12 protein-coding genes are annotated in these 15814 nt (G+C 65.9%); 8 read left to right on the forward strand and 4 right to left on the reverse strand.

The annotated features are described in order from the left end of the window. Entirely contained in the window at positions 1-645 is a 645-nt protein-coding gene (locus VSX60_RS03485; protein WP_327622760.1) for a LysE family translocator, read from the reverse strand. A gap of 198 nt (positions 646-843) precedes the next feature. On the opposite strand from VSX60_RS03485, the gene VSX60_RS03490 reads away from it, so the two are divergent. The 5 genes from VSX60_RS03490 to VSX60_RS03510 all read left to right on the forward strand — a co-directional run bounded on the left by VSX60_RS03490 (position 844) and on the right by VSX60_RS03510 (position 6391). After that, complete coding sequence (locus VSX60_RS03490; protein ID WP_327622761.1) at positions 844-2064, forward strand: argininosuccinate synthase; 1221 nt, start codon at positions 844-846, stop codon at positions 2062-2064. A gap of 83 nt (positions 2065-2147) precedes the next feature. Next, a complete protein-coding gene (locus VSX60_RS03495) occupies positions 2148-3158 on the forward strand; it encodes an LLM class flavin-dependent oxidoreductase (protein ID WP_327622762.1) in 1011 nt (336 codons plus the stop codon). A 212-nt stretch (positions 3159-3370) separates the two neighbouring features. Next, positions 3371-4546 carry a hypothetical protein gene (locus tag VSX60_RS03500; RefSeq protein ID WP_327622763.1) on the forward strand — a complete coding sequence of 392 codons (1176 nt, stop codon included), beginning with the start codon at positions 3371-3373 and terminating at the stop codon, positions 4544-4546. Beyond that, the gene (locus tag VSX60_RS03505) at positions 4543-5130 is read left to right on the forward strand and encodes a protein-S-isoprenylcysteine O-methyltransferase (protein WP_327622764.1); all 588 of its coding nucleotides are present in this window, start codon (positions 4543-4545) and stop codon (positions 5128-5130) included. Before VSX60_RS03500 ends, VSX60_RS03505 begins: the two co-directional genes overlap by 4 nt. Before the next feature lie 136 nt (positions 5131-5266). Then, the gene (locus VSX60_RS03510) at positions 5267-6391 is read left to right on the forward strand and encodes a site-2 protease family protein (RefSeq protein WP_327622765.1); all 1125 of its coding nucleotides are present in this window, start codon (positions 5267-5269) and stop codon (positions 6389-6391) included. A gap of 18 nt (positions 6392-6409) precedes the next feature. Here the strand turns inward: VSX60_RS03510 and VSX60_RS03515 are convergent, their stop codons facing one another. Together VSX60_RS03515 and VSX60_RS03520 are read right to left on the reverse strand one after the other, a co-directional pair. Next, positions 6410-7642: a multidrug effflux MFS transporter gene (locus VSX60_RS03515; RefSeq protein WP_442873049.1), complete on the reverse strand. Its 1233-nt coding sequence runs from the start codon at positions 7640-7642 to the stop codon at positions 6410-6412. 152 nt (positions 7643-7794) lie between these two features. Then, entirely contained in the window at positions 7795-8286 is a 492-nt protein-coding gene (locus VSX60_RS03520; RefSeq protein ID WP_327622767.1) for a MarR family winged helix-turn-helix transcriptional regulator, read from the reverse strand. Positions 8287-8466: 180 nt separating this feature from the next. Between VSX60_RS03520 and VSX60_RS03525 the strand changes: the two genes are divergently transcribed. The 3 genes from VSX60_RS03525 (at position 8467) to typA (ending at position 14427) form a co-directional block, all read left to right on the forward strand. Further along, positions 8467-10524, forward strand: a complete 2058-nt coding sequence (locus VSX60_RS03525; protein WP_327622768.1) for a M3 family metallopeptidase — start codon at positions 8467-8469, stop codon at positions 10522-10524. 117 nt (positions 10525-10641) lie between these two features. Continuing rightward, positions 10642-12429, forward strand: a complete 1788-nt coding sequence (locus tag VSX60_RS03530; RefSeq protein WP_327622769.1) for an adenylate/guanylate cyclase domain-containing protein — start codon at positions 10642-10644, stop codon at positions 12427-12429. Positions 12430-12600: 171 nt separating this feature from the next. Beyond that, complete coding sequence (gene typA / locus VSX60_RS03535) at positions 12601-14427, forward strand: translational GTPase TypA (protein WP_327622770.1); 1827 nt, start codon at positions 12601-12603, stop codon at positions 14425-14427. Between the two features lie 115 nt (positions 14428-14542). Here the strand turns inward: typA and VSX60_RS03540 are convergent, their stop codons facing one another. After that, a complete protein-coding gene (locus tag VSX60_RS03540; RefSeq protein ID WP_327622771.1) occupies positions 14543-15751 on the reverse strand; it encodes an aminotransferase class V-fold PLP-dependent enzyme in 1209 nt (402 codons plus the stop codon). Between the last annotated feature and the right edge of the window lie 63 nt (positions 15752-15814).

The following is a 15814-nucleotide window of genomic DNA, read 5'->3' on the forward strand; positions in this document are numbered from 1 at the left end:
TCAGCGACCCTGCGTCAGGAGAATCCGCACCGCGAAGGCCGAGAACACGCTGGCGAACAGCCAGTCGATCGCCCGCATCACCTTCGGGCGGCGCTTCAGCGCGGCGGCGAAACGATCGGCGGTAAGAATCATCGCGACGCTCATCGGCACCGCCAGCACGATGAAAAACAGGCCGAGGAAGAACAGCTTGCCGATGACATCGGCATCGCGCGCCGAGACGAATTGCGGCAGGAAGGTCACGAAAAACAGGACGATCTTCGGGTTGAGCAGATTGATGCCAAGCCCGGTCAGCCAGTTCGAGAGGAGGCTGTGGGGCCGCCCCGCCGCCTTGCCGTCGAGCTTGAAGGTCGAGCCGCCGCGGATTGCCTGCACCGCCAGATAGACGAGATAGCCGGCACCGACGATCTTCAGCGCCAAAAACGCCTGCGGCGAAGCCGCGATCAGGGCGGAAATACCGAAGGCGGCCAAGCTCGTATGAACGACGATGCCGGAGGCCGCGCCCAGCATGGCGGCCATGCCCGCTGCCCGGCCCTCGGACAGCGTGCGGCCTAAAAACAGCGTCATGTCCGGCCCCGGCGTGATGGTCAGCACGAAGGCGGCGAGCATAAAGGCCAAAAGCGTCGGAAGCTCGGGGATGAAGGTCATGTCACATGTCTCGTTTCAATGCCGTCGGTCTGCGAGGGCTGACAATGCAAGCTGCTTTTCTCGATCCGGTATCGACCGATACGCTCCGCGCGCCACCCGGAATTCGCCGAAGGCGAGCGGACGCTTCGCGTGAAGCGGTTTCCCTACCGGCCTGCTTTGCGCTAGAGGCGTGGCGAAGCGCAAGACGAAAGAGTTCCAATGGCACAAACCCGCGACGTCAAGAAGGTCGTTCTCGCCTATTCCGGCGGCCTCGACACCTCGATCATCCTGAAATGGCTGCAGACCGAATACGGCGCGGAGGTGGTCACCTTCACGGCCGATCTCGGCCAGGGCGAGGAACTCGAGCCGGCCCGCCGCAAGGCGGAAATGCTCGGCATCAAGGAAATCTACATCGAGGATCTGCGCGAGGAGTTCTGCCGCGACTTCGTCTTTCCGATGTTCCGCGCCAACGCCGTCTATGAGGGCACTTATTTGCTCGGTACCTCGATCGCCCGGCCGCTGATCTCCAAGCGCCTCGTCGAGATCGCGCGCGAGACCGGTGCCGACGCAATCGCCCACGGCGCCACCGGCAAGGGCAACGACCAGGTGCGGTTCGAGTTGGCCGCCTACGCCCTCGACCCGGACATCAAGGTCATCGCCCCCTGGCGCGAATGGGAGTTCAAGTCGCGTACCGATCTGATCGACTTCGCCGAAAAGAACCAGATCGTCGTGTCCAAGGACAAACGCGGCGAGGCACCCTTCTCGGTCGACGCCAACCTCCTGCACTCCTCCTCCGAGGGCAAGGTGCTGGAGGACCCCGCGGAAGAGCCGCCGCACTACGTCTTCCAGCGCTCGGTCAGCCCGGAGGAAGCGCCGGACAAGGCGACGACGATCGAAATCGGCTTCGCCAAGGGCGATCCCGTCTCGATCGACGGCAAGACGCTGAAGCCACATGAGTTGCTCGCCGCGCTCAACGACCTCGGCCGCGACAACGGCATCGGCCGCCTCGATCTGGTCGAGAACCGCTTCGTCGGCATGAAGAGCCGCGGCATCTACGAGACCCCTGGCGGCACCATCCTTCTCGCCGCCCACCGGGCGATCGAATCGATCACCCTCGATCGCGGCGCGGCGCATCTAAAGGACGAGCTGATGCCGCGCTATGCCGAACTGATCTATAACGGCTTCTGGTTCTCTCCCGAGCGCGAGATGCTGCAGGCGGCGATCGACCGCAGCCAGGAACACGTCGAGGGAACGGTGCGGCTGAAGCTCTACAAGGGCAACGTCATCGTCATCGGCCGGACCTCGCCGCAATCGCTCTATTCCGACGAACTCGTCACCTTCGAGGACGACCACGGCGCCTACGACCAGAAGGACGCGGCCGGCTTCATTCGCCTGAACGCCCTGCGGCTCAGGACGCTGGCCAAACGCGCGGGGCGGTAGGCGCGGCGCGGAGAACGCAGCGTTTCATTGATGTCATAGAGCGCGGCGTCCATATCGGGGTTCACCATAGACAAGGGCCCGCCATGATCCCCTATTCCGTTCTCGACCTGTCGCCGATCCCGGAGGGCTCGACAGCCGCCGAAGCGCTGGCAAATTCCGCCGACCTTGCCCGGCACGCTGAATCCCTCGGCTATCTGCGCTTCTGGATGGCCGAGCACCACAACATGACCGGCATCGCCAGCGCCGCGACTGCCGTCGCGCTCGGCCATGTCGCAAGCCAGACGTCGACGATCCGGGTCGGCGCCGGTGGCGTCATGCTGCCGAACCACGCGCCGCTGGTCATCGCCGAGCAGTTCGGCACGCTGGCGACGCTCTATCCGGGCCGCGTCGATCTCGGCCTCGGACGCGCGCCTGGGACCGACCAGCCGACCGCGCGGGCACTGCGCCGCAGCCTCGATAATTCCGATAATTTTCCCCAGGACGTCATGGAGTTGATGGCCTATTTTGAGGAGGCCGAGCCGAACCAGAAGATCCGAGCGGTGCCGGGCACGGGAACCCACGTTCCGGTCTGGATTCTCGGCTCCAGCCTGTATGGGGCCCAGCTCGCCGCGCATCTCGGCCTGCCTTACGCCTTCGCCTCGCATTTCGCGCCGGGCGCGCTGGATCAGGCCGTCGAGGTCTATCGCCAGACCTATCGCCCGTCGGCGCGTTGGCCGAAGCCGCATTTCATGCTGGCGATCAACGTCTTCGCCGCCGCGAGCGACGAGGAAGGCCGCGTGTTGAAATCATCGATGCAACAGGCCTTCGTCAATCTGCGCACCGGTGAGCCCGGACCCCTGCCGCGCCCGGTCGAGGACTTCGCGGAGCGCGTCGCCCCGGCGGCCAAGGCGATGGTCGACGAAGCCCTTTCCGTCGCGGCGACCGGCTCGCCGGAGACCGTCCGTCATGAACTGGCGCGCTTCGTCGAAGCCTATGCCCCCGAGGAGGTGATCCTCACCGGCCAGATCCACGATCATGCGGCGCGCAAACGCTCCTTCGAGATCGCGGCTGAGGCGATGCGCGAGATCGCCAACACCCGCGACGCCGCCGAGTAGGAACAGGCTCCACAATCCGGCCACTTCGCCCGCGCGTGGCGCATGGCTGCAACGCCTAACGCAAATCCTCCGCGCGAAGACCGACATTCGCCTTCTCAATTCGACGTCACTGGGCTAGGCGATACACGCGCCCGTGATCTTAACGTCCCAGCGGTCGCGAACAAGGCAGACCCTCCCGCCCGACGGTATATCGGGAGGATTGTGGAGAAGGCATGATCGAGAAGCGGCTCGTGTTCGTGTTCCCCGGTTTCGAGCCGATGCTGGCCCCGGCTCATATGGAACGGTTTCGGCGGGCGGCCGAACGCTCGGCGGCCGTATGGCAGGCCGATCTGCGGCTGGACGGCGCTTCGGGTGCGCCCACACTGTTTCCGTCGCTGCGGGCAGACCTTTCGGGCTCCGGCTGGCGCACGGAAACCGAACTGGTCTTCTGCGACTGGGGCGATCTCATTCTCGCCTACGCCGCACGCCCGGCAATCGAGCGATTGTCCAGCGGATTGCTGGCGTTGGCCGACTTCCTCGTGACCGGCACGGTCTTCCGCTATTGCCAGGTGAGCTGGCGCTACGCCTTCTTCTTCGCCTTTCCAATTGCCGTCATGACGGCGGCCATCTGGATAGGTTGGGCAGTCCATGCCGCGCTGACAGCCCTGTTGCCGGGACTTGCCGGCTCCGTGACCGGTTTCGTCCTGGGTTTGTTGGCCGCGCTGGCGCTGCTCTTTCTCGCGGAGCGGCGATGGCATCTTCTGACCGCCCTGGACGATTGGGCCTTGGCCCGCGACCTTTGCCGCGAGCGCAACCCCGCCCTGTCGGCGCGGATCGCACGACAGGCCGAGGAAATCGCCGCACGGGCGGCAGCGAGCGACGCGGGCGAGATCGTCGTCGCCGCCCACAGCCTCGGCGCCAGCTTCGCGGTCCTCGCCTTGGACCGGGCGTTGTCGGGCGATCTGAAGACCGACCTGCGCTGGCATATCCTCACCGTCGGCTCCAGCTTGATGAAGACGACGCTGCATCCGGCCGCCAAGACGCAACGCGCGGCCGTGCGACGGCTCGTTGCCGACCACCGCATCGCCTGGACCGATTGCCAGGGCCTGTCGGACCCGATCAATTTCTACAATTCGAACCCGGCCACGTCGCTCGGCATTCGCGAGGGGCGCATCCCGGTCGTCGTGCGCGTCCACTTCAAGCGGCTCGTCTCGCCCGGGACCTACCGGCGCATCAAGCGCGACTTCTTTCGCCTGCATCGGCAGTTCGTGCTCGCGGTCGAGCGCCGCTGCCCCTATTCCTTTCACATGCTGCTGCTTGGGCCCCGCCCCCTCGCCGACTTCGCCGAGACCAGAGCCGTCGACGTCCCGCCGCTTGCCCCCGCCGCGTGCGAGGGAGCCGCTCCATGAGCCCCGCTTTGGCCGGTTCGATCGCCTGGGTGCTGATGGTCGTCGGTTGGTACGTCATCCGCTATCCGTTCGAGCGCCGCGCCAAGCGGCGGCGGGTCGAGCGCACGCGCCGCGGCCCGGCCGAGTCCCTGCGCATGGCGATCTCGCTGACCGGGCTCGGCATCCTGCCCGCGATCAATGTCGCCACCGGCTGGCCGGAGGTCGCCCGCAGCGAGCCATCCTGGGGGCGGATCGCGCTCGGCCTCGCCGCGATGGCGCTGGCGCTCGTCCTGTTCCGCAAGACCCACAAGGCGCTGGGCAAGATGTGGTCGGTCTCGCTCGACATCCGCGAAAAGCACGAACTGGTCACCTCCGGCATCTACAGGCGGTTGCGCCATCCGATGTACAGCGCCTTCTGGGCGATGGCGCTGGCACAGGCCCTGCTCGTTCCCAACTGGATCGCCGGGCCCGCCGGCCTTATCGGCTTCGGCATCCTCTTCGCCGCCCGGATCGGCCCGGAAGAGCGGATGATGGAAGAGACCTTCGGCGACGCCTATCGCGCCTACAAGGCGCGGACGGCGCGGATTATCCCCGGCATCTTCTGACGCGCTCTGCGCCTGAATCGTGCTCGCTGGCTGGTGTTTTGCCGGCTCCAAAGTCCCATATGATGGGCGACGCTGGTTGGCGCATATCCTGTTCGCACGCCGCCTCGCCGGTCGACGCTGAAATGGAGAGCCGCGAATGTCCTGGTCCCTCACCCTGGGCCGGCTGTTCGGATCCGAGATTCGGATCCACATCACCTTCCTGATGCTGCTGGCCTGGATCGGCGTCGCAGCCTACCAGCGGGGCGGTGCCGCCGCCGCCATCGCCAGCCTCGCCTTCATCATCGCGATCTTCGCCTGCGTCGTCGCACACGAGTTCGGCCACGCCCTCGCCGCGCGGCGCTACGGCATCAAGACGCCGGACATCACGCTGCTGCCGATCGGCGGCATTGCTCGGCTTGAGCGGATGCCGGAACGGCCACGCGAGGAGATCGTCGTCGCGCTTGCCGGCCCCGCCGTCAACGTCGTCATCGCGGCGGTGCTGATCGTCTTTCTCGGCGCCAACTTCGACCCTGAAAGCCTGGCGGCGCTCGAAAGCCCCAATGCGGGTTTTCTGGCGCGAATCGCGACGATCAACGTCTTTCTCGTCCTGTTCAACCTGATCCCGGCCTTCCCGATGGACGGCGGGCGCGTGCTGCGCGCCCTGCTGGCGCTCAAATTCGACCGCCCGACGGCGACGCGCTACGCCGCGCGCGCCGGCCAGTTCCTCGCCTTCGGCTTCGGTTTCTGGGGGTTGTCGACCGGCAACGTCTTCCTCGTCTTCATCGCCGTCTTCGTCTATGTAGCCGCCGCCAGCGAGAGCTATCAGGTCGGCGTCGATGACGCGGCGCGCTCGGTCTCGGCGCATGAGGTGATGATCACCAAATTTGAGAGTCTCGGCCCGACGGCGAGTCTCGCCGACGCCGCCGAGGCGCTGATCCGCACCACCCAGCACGAGTTTCCGGTGGTCGACGGCGGCGGAAAGCTGCGCGGCGTGCTCACCCAGAAGGCGCTGATCGCGGCACTGGCCCGGTCGGGACGCGAGACGCCGGTCATGGAGGTCATGATCAAGGACGTGCCGCTGGTGCGCGAGCACGCGGCGCTGTCATTCGCCTTGAAGACGATGCGGGAACGCGGCGCCGGTGTCATCGGCGTCATTGATCAGGCTGGACGATTCATCGCCTACATCACCCAGGAAAACATCGCCGAATATCTGATGCTCGCGAAGGCCGGCGGCGTCGACCGGCCGAAGCCGGCCACGCGCACCGAAGCCGGCCCGTTCTGAGCCGCGGCGCGCGTCCCTTCACTCCCGCGCGTCGCGGGGCAGCGGCGGGGCCGGCACCCTTGGCCGGGGCTCCGGTTCGACGACATGCGGATGGGCGCGATAGACCGCATAGGCGCCGATCGCGATGACGCCGAGGCCGGGCACGACGACCTGCGTCGCCAGCACCGGTTCGCCGATCATCGCGGCGATGACCCCGCCGACGAGGCCGGCACCCATTTGAATGAACCCCGTCATCGCCGCGGCGGCGCCCGCCATATGCGGAAACGGCGCCAGCGAAGCCGTGGTCATTGCCGGCATGACGAAGGCGATGCCGAAAGCATAAAGGCCGACAGGCCCCATGATCGAGAGATAGGACACCGGCAGCGCCGCGATCGAGACGGCGAGCGAGAGGCTCCCGGCGGCGATGAAGCCGAGTCCGACCGGTACGAGCCGATGGGCGCCGGTGCGCGGCATCAAAAAGCGCACGGCGAGCGAACCGGAAAAGAACATGCCGGACTGCCCGAGCATGCCGATGCCGAATTGGGTCGGCGTCAGGCCGGCGCGCTCGATGAGCACAAAGGGCAGCACGGTCGCCAGCGTATAGAGCGCGCCGACCGAGCCGGCGACGGTCAGGCTGGTAGCCATGAAGTGCCGGTTGGTGACGAGTTGGCCGTAGGAACGAGCGATCGCGCGCGGGCGAATACGCGACCGGTCGGGTATTACGGTTTCGCGCATGAAGCCGAGCGTCACCGCGACGACGGCGAGGCCGCAGACCAACATGCCGACGAAGATCGCCCGCCAGCCGGCGAGAGCGAGCAGGAGGCCACCGATCGTCGGCGAGACCGCGGGGCCGATGGCGAGGATGATGCCGATCGTGTTCATGATCCGCGACGAGGTTTCGCCGGTGAACTGATCGCGGACGATGGCGCGCGATGTCGCGACCCCGACGGACGCGCCGACCCCCTGCAGCAGGCGCGCGGCCAGCAGCGTCTCGACGTTGGGCGCGACAACCGCAAGCATCGAGCCGGCCAGATAGATGGTGATGAAGCCGAGCGTGGTAATCCGGCGGCCGAATGCGTCCGAGACCGGCCCACAGACCAGCTGGGTGAGGGCGAAACCGGCGAAATAGACGGCGAGCGTCAGTTTGATCAGCGAGTCGGTCGTGCCGAATTCGGCGACCAAGGTCGGCATCGCCGGCGTGTACAGCGCCAGCGAGATAGGCCCGATCGCGACCAGGCAGCCGCCGACGAGGCTGGTCCGCCGCTCGGACATCAGCGGCGAGCGGGCGGAAGAGACGGTCAAGCGGGGCGATCCGTTATTGGAGGCTCAAACGGCGACGCACGGCCGCGCCAAAGCGACCGTTCCGCGTCCCCTCGTGCCCTATCCCAATCCGGCAGCCGGGAAAACCCGCCAGTTTGTGCGGTCTATGCGGCGCCGCGCAGCGGCTGCTCGGCCGGCATCTCGCCCAGAACCTGCGGATCGTTGGTCAGATTGGCCCGCATCATCTGCAGCGCGGAATCGAGGAACTTGCGCTCATCCTCACTGAGGCCGGTCACCGTGCGTTCGTAAACCGCGAGCGCCACCGGTCGAGCCTCCTCGAACACCTGCTCGGCAGCCTTTGTCGGCGCGATCACCTTGGCGCGCCGATCGGTCGGATCGACGGTGCGGGTGATCAACCCGCGTATTTCCAGTCGGTCGAGATAGGCCGACAGGGTCATCGGCTCGACGCCCATGCGCTCGGCCAGCACCGCTTGGCGGGACCCCTCGTAACGTGCCACATAGGCAAGCGCCCGAATTTCCCCGGGCGTCAGTGCTAGGCCGGCTTCCTCGACAGCCTTTTCGAAGGCTTGTCGATAAAGCCGGGCGATGTCGACCACGACGAAGCCGAGTGCATTTCCTGGTAGTAGTTGTGACATGATAGCAAAGGTCCCGTTTCAGTCGTCTTGTCGATGTGAGCCTACCGGAAACGTTACGTCAGGACCGGCACAACCCCATTTTCGCATTATCTGCCTGCCGAAGCGGTACGTCTATAAGGCTTTCGACCAAAAGGCCGAACTGTTCCGTCGAGCATCGCCTCAATACAACAAGGTTTTCTCATGCCCGATCGCGGAATCACTGCCTCGCAGGATGCAGCCTTCACGTTTAATTTACCGTCTGGGCGTCTCGACTTCGGCACAATCGACCCTTCCGGTTTCCCCGACGCGTTTCGCGCGGCGATGGCGGAGCACCTCGCCGAAATTGCCGCGATAGCCGAAAACCCCGCCGCGCCTAGCTTTATCAACACCTTGGCCGCGATGGAGGGCTCCGGCAGACGTCTCGACGCCGTGGCTCGGACCTTTTTCGCACTCGCGGGAGCTCATACCAACGCGGAGTTGCAGGCGGCCGAGCGCGAGATTTCCCCGGCGCTTTCCCGCCATGCCTCGGCGATCGCGCTGAATGCCGGACTCTTCGCGCGGGTCGATGCCGTCGCCGAAAACAGCGTCGAAATGTCGCGTCTCGCACCGGAAGATGCGCGGCTGTTAAAGCGTGTTCACAGCGGATTTGTTCGTGGCGGCGCGAATCTTCAGGGGGCCGACCGCGAAAGGCTGGCCGAGATCGACGCTGAACTGGCCTCGCTCGGCACGCGCTTTTCCCAGAACATCCTGGCCGACGAGCGCGACTGGCTGCTGCCGCTCGCCAAGCACGACCTCTCCGGCTTGCCGGATTTCCTCGTCTCGTCCATGGACGGGGTCGCGGCGGAGCGTCGTATCGACGGCTACGGGCTGACCCTGTCGCGCTCCCTTGTCGTGCCGTTCCTGACCTATTGCGACCGGCGCGATCTGCGCGAGACCGCGTTCCGCGCCTGGACCAGCCGCGGCGAGAATGACGGGCCATCCGACAACCGGCAGATCATGGCCGACATCCTGCGGCTTCGCCGCGAGAAGGCGAAGCTGCTCGGGTACCCGAGCTATGCCGCCTACAAGCTCGACGACCAGATGGCCAAGACGCCGGGGGCAGTCCGAACCCTCCTGGAAGAGGTCTGGGGCCATGCCAAGGCGCGGGCGGCGGACGACGCCGAAGCGCTCCGCGCCCTCGCGGCGGCGGCCGGCGACAACAACGCGCTGGAGCCTTGGGATTGGCGCTATTATGCCGAGAAACGTCGGCGCGCCGCGTTCGATCTCGACGAGGCGGAACTGAAGCCGTATTTCCAGCTCAACCGCATGATCGACGCAGCATTCGACGTTGCCGGCCGGCTGTTCGGCCTGACCTTCGAGCCGTTGCCGGACGCCAAGGCCTGGCACCCGGACGTGAAGGCCTGGGCCGTCCGCGACCGGACCGGCCGTGAGCGCGGGCTTTTTCTCGGCGATTATTTCGCGCGCGCCTCCAAGCGCTCCGGGGCCTGGATGAGCGCGTTGCGCGGCCAGCACAAACTCGATGGCGGCCAGACCCCGATCATCTACAATGTCTGCAATTTCGCCAAGCCGAACCAGGGTGAGGCGGCGCTGCTGTCGCTCGACGACGCCCGCACGCTGTTCCACGAATTCGGCCACGCCCTGCATGGCCTGCTCTCCGACGTCACATGGCCGTCGCTCGCCGGAACCGCCGTCGCCCGCGACTTCGTCGAGCTGCCGTCGCAGCTCTACGAACACTGGCTGACCGTTCCCGAAGTGCTGGAGAAACACGCCCGCCACGCCGAAACCGGGGAAACGTTACCCAAGGCGCTGCTCGACAAGCTTACCGCCGCGCGCACCTTCGACGCCGGCTTCGACACGGTCGAATACACCGCCTCGGCCCTGATCGATCTCGGTCTGCACGAGGCCGAAACCGTTCCGGACAAGCCGCTGGAGGCCGAGCGGGCCATGCTGGAGGCCCTCGGCATGCCGCGCGCGATCGTCATGCGCCACCGCTCGCCGCATTTCGCCCACATCTTCTCCGGCGACGGCTATTCGGCGGGCTATTACTCCTACATGTGGTCGGAAGTGCTCGACGCGGATGCCTTCGAGGCGTTCGGCGAGACGGGCGACCCGTTCGATCGCGCCACTGCGGACAAGCTGCTGACGCATATCTACTCGGCCGGCAATTCGCGCGATGCGGCCGAGCTCTACACCGCTTTTCGCGGCCGCATGCCGACCACCGAGGCGCTCCTGAAAAAGCGCGGCTTCGTCGCGGAGTAGGGCAAGGCGATCGGCGGCTATGCGGCGGTCGGCAAGCTGGCATCGAGCAGCCGACAGACTTGTAGCGAGGCACCGCGCGATCTGGTAAATTGGTCCGTCGCAATGGGACCGACGACGATGGCCCGACCGATACGCCGCCTCGCCGCAATTTTATCGATGGATGTGGAAGGCTTTTCCGGCCTTGTCGAAGCCGACGAGGCCGCCGCCCTCCGCGCCGTCGTGCATACCTATCGCGAGCGCGTGCTTCCGACGATCGGCGAATTTGGCGGCACGGTGTTCAAGACCACCGGCGACGGCCTGCTGGCGGAATTCGCGAGCGCCGTCAGCGCGGTCAAATGGACCGCCAGCTTCCAGCGCGCGATGGCCGCGGACGAACCCGATGATGCGCCGCTGCGCGTGCGCACCGGGATCGTCATCGGCGACGTGGTGGTGTCGGACGACGACCGGTTCGGCGGGGGCGTCAACATGGCAGCGCGGGTGCAAGCGCTCTCGCCGGCCGGCGGCATGGCGATCTCGCGGGGGGTCTTCGAGTATCTGACCGGCAAGACCGATCTTTATTTCACCGACATCGGCGAGCGGGTTCTCAAGGGGCTGTCCGGCCACCATCGGATCTGGGTGTGGGACCCGAAGATCGTCGGCGTCAGCCGCCGCAGCCCGGTCGCCGTCCCCGACCCGGCGACGCACCCCTCGATCGCGGTCCTGCCCTTCGACAATTTGAGCAGCAATGCCGAGCGCGACAGCTTCATCGAGGGCATGGTCGAGGAGATCACTGCCAGCCTGTCCCGGGTCCGGGAATTCCTCGTCATCGCCCGGCACTCGGCCTACGCCTATCAGGGACGGTCACTCGACGTGCGGGCCATCGCCACCGAACTCGGTGTCCGCTACCTCCTTGAAGGCAGCGTGCGGTTTGCCGGGGAGCGCATGCGCGTGTCGCTTCGCCTCGTCGACGGCGAGACCGCCATGCAGATCTGGAGCGACCGGATCGAGGCGGAGATCGCCGACGTGTTCGAGGTGCAGGACAACATCGCTGAACTGGTCTCTGGCGCACTGCATCCGACGATCCGCCAGGCCGAGGTCGACCGCTCCCGCCGCAAGGCGCCGGAGAGTCTCGTCGCCTACGACCTCGTCATGCGGGCGCTGCCCCACTTGTGGGCGCATCGGCGGGAGGAAAACACCCGTGCCATCGCGCTGCTCGGCGAAGCGCTGACGCTGGAGCCCGGCAACGGCCGGGCAGCGGCCATCTGCGCCTGGGCGCACGCCCAGCACATCGTCTACAACTGGTCGGAGGATTTTGCCGCCGAACGCGCCGCCGGCCGCGCGCATCTGGAAGCGACGGCGGGACAGATCGACGACGACCCGCTGGCGCTGACCGCCGCCGCCACCGCGATCATGCTGACCGACGGCGCGCTGGACCGGGCCAACGCGCTGATCGACCGGGCGCTCGACATCGACGTCAATCATGCCTGGGCGTGGACACGCCGGGGTTTCGCGCGCGTCTACGCCGGCCGGGCGGAGGAGGCGTTCGCCTGTTTCGAGCGCTCGATGCGGCTATCGCCCCGCGACCCCTTCAGCTTCAATTCGATCGTGGGAATGGGTCTGTCGCATTTTGCCGCTGGCCGGCCGGCGGAAGCGGCCCGCTGGACACGACGGGCGCTGGTCGAAAAGCCCGGGATGACCTGGCCGCTACGTGACCTGGCGACCTTTCTGGCGTCGGCCGGCGAGATGGAGGACGCACGCCGCGCCCTTCTGGCTTTCCTCGCGATCAGACCGGACGTCACCGCCGCCACCGTGCGGGACGCCCTGCATTTCATGGAGCCGGCGCTACTCGACCGCTATGTCGGCGGACTTCTCGCCGCGGGCCTTCGCGATGAACCGGCCCCGCCGGCGCGGCTGGTCCATGGTTGAGGCCAGGCTCGACCGCCGGCGGAAATCGTGGCGGTCGGTAAAGGCCAAGTCGTCTTTCCGGCATTGGCATCTTTCGCAATTGCACAAAATGCTGTAGGAGGGCGTCCAGATCAGCGCCGGGCGGACATTTGAGGTGTCGGCCGCGGCCTTAACTTGTTTCCGGTGACAATCATGAAGCTCCGCAACATCGCGATTATCGCGCACGTCGACCATGGCAAGACGACTCTCGTCGACAAGCTGCTGGCCCAATCCGGCTCATTCCGCGAGAACCAGCGCCAAGAAGACCGTGCGATGGACTCCAACGATCTGGAGAAGGAGCGCGGCATCACCATCCTGGCCAAGGCGACTTCGGTCGAGTGGAAGGATACCCGCATCAACATCGTCGATACGCCGGGCCACGCCGATTTCGGCGGCGAGGTGGAGCGTATCCTCAACATGGTCGATGGCGCCGTCATCCTGGTCGACGCCTCGGAAGGCCCGATGCCGCAAACAAAATTCGTGCTCGGCAAGGCGCTCAAGGTCGGATTGAAGCCGATCGTGGCGATCAACAAGATCGACCGCTCCGACGAGCGCCATCAGGAAGTGCTCAACGAGATCTTCGACCTGTTCGTCGCGCTCGACGCCACCGAAGAGCAGCTCGACTTCCCGGTGCTGTACGGCTCGGGCCGTGGCGGCTGGATGGCCGAGGAGCCGGAAGGCCCGCAGGACAAGGGCCTCGAGCCGCTGTTCGATTTGATCCTCAAGCATGTCCCAGAGCCGGACACCGCCGGCAAGGATGAGCCGTTCAAGATGATCGGCACGATTCTTGAGGCGAACCCCTTCCTCGGCCGGCTGATCACCGGTCGCATCCAGTCGGGCTCGATCAAGCCGAATCAGGCGGTCAAGGTGCTGCATGGCGACGGCAAGGTGCTGGAGACCGGCCGCATCTCGAAAATCCTTGCCTTCCGCGGCCTTGAGCGGGTGCCGCTCGAATTTGCCGAGGCGGGCGACATCGTCGCGATCGCCGGCCTGTCCAAGGGCACGGTCGCCGACACCTTCTGCGACCCGGCGGTCACCGAGCCGCTGCACGCGCAACCGATCGATCCGCCGACGGTGACGATGTCCTTCATCGTCAACGATTCCCCGCTCGCCGGCACCGAGGGCGACAAGGTGACGAGCCGCATCATCCGCGACCGTCTCCTGAAGGAGGCCGAAGGCAATGTCGCGCTGAAGATCGACGAGGCGGACGACAAGGATTCCTTCTACGTCTCCGGTCGCGGCGAGCTGCAGCTCGCCGTGCTGATCGAGACGATGCGCCGCGAGGGTTTCGAGCTCGGGATCTCGCGTCCGCGCGTCGTCATGAAAGAGGGCGAGAACGGCGAAACCCTGGAGCCAATCGAGGAAGTCGTCATCGACGTCGACGAGGAGCATTCCGGCATCGTCGTCCAGAAGATGAGCGAGCGCAAAGCCGAGATGATCGAGCTGCGCCCCTCCGGTGGCGACCGCCAGCGTCTGGTGTTCCACGCCCCGACGCGCGGCCTCATCGGCTATCAGTCGGAGCTGTTGACCGACACCCGCGGCACGGCGATCATGAACCGCCTGTTCCATTCCTACGCGCCCTTCAAGGGCACGCTTCCCGGCCGCAACACCGGTGTGTTGATCTCCAACGACACTGGCGAGAGCGTCGCCTTCGCCATGTTCAACCTGGAAGATCGCGGCCCGATGGTCATCGATGCCGGCGTCAAGGTCTATGCCGGCATGATTATCGGCATCCACACCCGTGAGAACGATCTGGAAGTGAACGTTCTCAAGGGCAAGAAGCTGACCAATATGCGCGCTTCCGGCAAGGACGAGGCGATCAAGCTGACGCCACCGATCCGCATGACGCTGGACCGGGCGCTGTCCTGGATTCAGGACGACGAACTGGTCGAGGTGACGCCGAAGACGATCCGGCTGCGCAAGATCTATCTCGACTCGAACGAGCGCAAGCGCTTCGACAAGAGCCGTAAGGCGGCCTGACCGGCCCGGCGCTTAGGACTAAGCCAGACCTCTTTACTGACGAAAAACGGGTGCCTGCTCTCGCGGGCACCCGTTTTTCGTCGACACGACTTGGGAGATCGCGCGTCTGAATTTGTTACGCGGCCGCCACTTGCGAGCTGGCCGCCGCGCCGCTCTGGTCGCGGTAATAATCCTGCGCCGCCGCCACGCCCGATCCGAGCTCGATCCGGGCTCCGGCGTCGACCAGCGCCATCTCGGCAATGCTCAGCGCGGTCAGGCACATCCCCGCATTGAGATCGCCGAGATGGCCGATACGGAACACCTTGCCCGATAATTGCGCGAGCCCGCTGCCGAATGAGGTTTCGTAGCGCTCATAGGCGATCTTGAGCACCGCGTTGGCATCGACGCCCTCCGGCACGCGAATGGCCGAGACGGTGTCCGAATGCCATTGCGGCGCCACCGCCTGAAGCTTCAGCCCCATGCCGGCGACGCCGCGCCGCACGCCTTCGGCCAGCCGGTGGTGCCTGGCGAAGACATTGTCGAGCCCTTCCTCGAACAGCATGTCGAGCGCGACCCGCAGCCCATGGAAGAACTGCGTCGGCGGCGTATAGGGGAAATAGCCCTGATCGTTGGTCGCGATCATGTCGGCGAAGGAGAAGTAGCACCGCTCCATCTTCGGGCGGTTGTCACGATACGCGGCCATGGCTTTTTCCGATACCGACAGGAACGACAGCCCGGCCGGTAGCATGAAGCCCTTCTGCGAGCCGGCGACGGCCAGATCGACACCCCATTGGTCCTGGCGAAAATCGATCGAGGCGATCGACGAGACGCCGTCGACGAAGATCAGCGCAGGGTGCGAATGGGCGTCGAGCAGCTTGCGGAGCCCGGCGATGTCCGAGGCCACGCCGGTCGCCGTTTCGTTCTGGGTGGCGAAGACTGCCCTGATCTCGTGCGCCTTGTCGGCGGCGATGACGCGCTCGTATTCGTCCAATGGCACGCCGGCGCCCCATTGGACGTCGATCGCCGTCACGTCGAGGCCGAGGCGGATCGCCATATCCACCCACAGATGCGAGAACTGGCCGAAGCGCGACATCAGTACCTTGTCGCCGCGCGCGAGCGTGTTCTGGATGGCCGCCTCCCAAGCGCCCGTCCCCGAGGAGGGATACATGAAGACGCGGCCGTCCTTGTTTTGAAAGACCTTCTTCAGGTCGCGGAACAGCGGCAAGGTCAGTTCGGGTAAGTCCGGGGAGCGCTGATCCTCCATCGGCACGTTCATGGCGCGACGGACGCGCTCGGGAACGTTGGTCGGGCCGGGGATGAACAGATGTCGGATACCGTGCTTCAAGATGACCTCCCATAAACCGGGATCGCGTGCGTTCGCACACGTCTTCGCCGGTTTTTCTCGATC

The sequence above is a fragment of the Aurantimonas sp. A3-2-R12 genome (assembly GCF_036016755.1).
Classification (GTDB): Bacteria; Pseudomonadota; Alphaproteobacteria; order Rhizobiales; family Rhizobiaceae; genus Aurantimonas; species Aurantimonas coralicida_A.

Coding starts and splice junctions, on each gene's coding strand:
- VSX60_RS03485 (WP_327622760.1), bottom strand. CDS start 645: ATGACCTTCATCCCCGAGCTTCCGACGCTTTTGGCCTTTATGCTCGCC.
- VSX60_RS03490 (WP_327622761.1), top strand. CDS start 844: ATGGCACAAACCCGCGACGTCAAGAAGGTCGTTCTCGCCTATTCCGGC.
- VSX60_RS03495 (WP_327622762.1), top strand. CDS start 2,148: ATGATCCCCTATTCCGTTCTCGACCTGTCGCCGATCCCGGAGGGCTCG.
- VSX60_RS03500 (WP_327622763.1), top strand. CDS start 3,371: ATGATCGAGAAGCGGCTCGTGTTCGTGTTCCCCGGTTTCGAGCCGATG.
- VSX60_RS03505 (WP_327622764.1), top strand. CDS start 4,543: ATGAGCCCCGCTTTGGCCGGTTCGATCGCCTGGGTGCTGATGGTCGTC.
- VSX60_RS03510 (WP_327622765.1), top strand. CDS start 5,267: ATGTCCTGGTCCCTCACCCTGGGCCGGCTGTTCGGATCCGAGATTCGG.
- VSX60_RS03515 (WP_442873049.1), bottom strand. CDS start 7,642: ATGTCCGAGCGGCGGACCAGCCTCGTCGGCGGCTGCCTGGTCGCGATC.
- VSX60_RS03520 (WP_327622767.1), bottom strand. CDS start 8,286: ATGTCACAACTACTACCAGGAAATGCACTCGGCTTCGTCGTGGTCGAC.
- VSX60_RS03525 (WP_327622768.1), top strand. CDS start 8,467: ATGCCCGATCGCGGAATCACTGCCTCGCAGGATGCAGCCTTCACGTTT.
- VSX60_RS03530 (WP_327622769.1), top strand. CDS start 10,642: ATGGCCCGACCGATACGCCGCCTCGCCGCAATTTTATCGATGGATGTG.
- typA (WP_327622770.1), top strand. CDS start 12,601: ATGAAGCTCCGCAACATCGCGATTATCGCGCACGTCGACCATGGCAAG.